We start from the raw sequence: 583 nt of genomic DNA on the forward strand, positions 1-583 counted from the left end.
CCGCGCTGGTGAAGGAAGGTGCCAAGTGACCTGGTCCGAGATGCAGCCCCTGCTGTCGCAGGCGTGTTGGGACACCCTCTACATGGTCGGCTGGTCCACCCTCATAGCCGTCGCCGGCGGCCTGCCGCTCGGCATCCTGCTGGTCCTCACCGACCGCGGCGGACTCCTCCAGAACGTCGTCGCCAACAAGGTCATCGGGCAGGTCGTGAACGTCGCCCGCTCGATGCCCTTCATCATCCTGATCGTCGCGCTCCTGGAGTTCACCCGGGCGATCACGGGCACGACCATCGGCCGCGAGGCCGCCATCGTGCCGCTCGCCGTCGGCGCCATCCCGTTCTTCGCCCGGCTGGTCGAGACGGCCGTCCGTGAGGTGGACCACGGACTGGTCGAGGCCGTCCAGGCGATGGGCGGCAACACCTGGACCGTCGTACGCAAGGTCCTCGTCCCCGAGTCGCTGCCCTCGCTCATCGCCAGCACCACCACCACGATCGTCGCCCTCATCGGCTACTCCGCGATGGCCGGCACGGTCGGCGCCGGCGGCCTCGGCGACATCGCGATCCGCTACGGCTACCAGCGCTTCGAG

Annotated in this window: 1 protein-coding gene; it reads left to right on the forward strand. The window is 69.3% G+C overall.

Annotated features, from left to right (window positions below; all coding sequences use genetic code 11):
* Window positions 1–25: 25 nt before the first annotated feature.
* Window positions 26–583: methionine ABC transporter permease (locus G6W55_RS38150; protein ID WP_175525122.1), on the forward strand; the 558-nt coding region annotated here is incomplete at its 3' end.

Source organism: Streptomyces sp. CAI-85 (genome assembly GCF_013363615.1).
Lineage (GTDB): Bacteria > Actinomycetota > Actinomycetes > Streptomycetales > Streptomycetaceae > Streptomyces > Streptomyces antibioticus_B.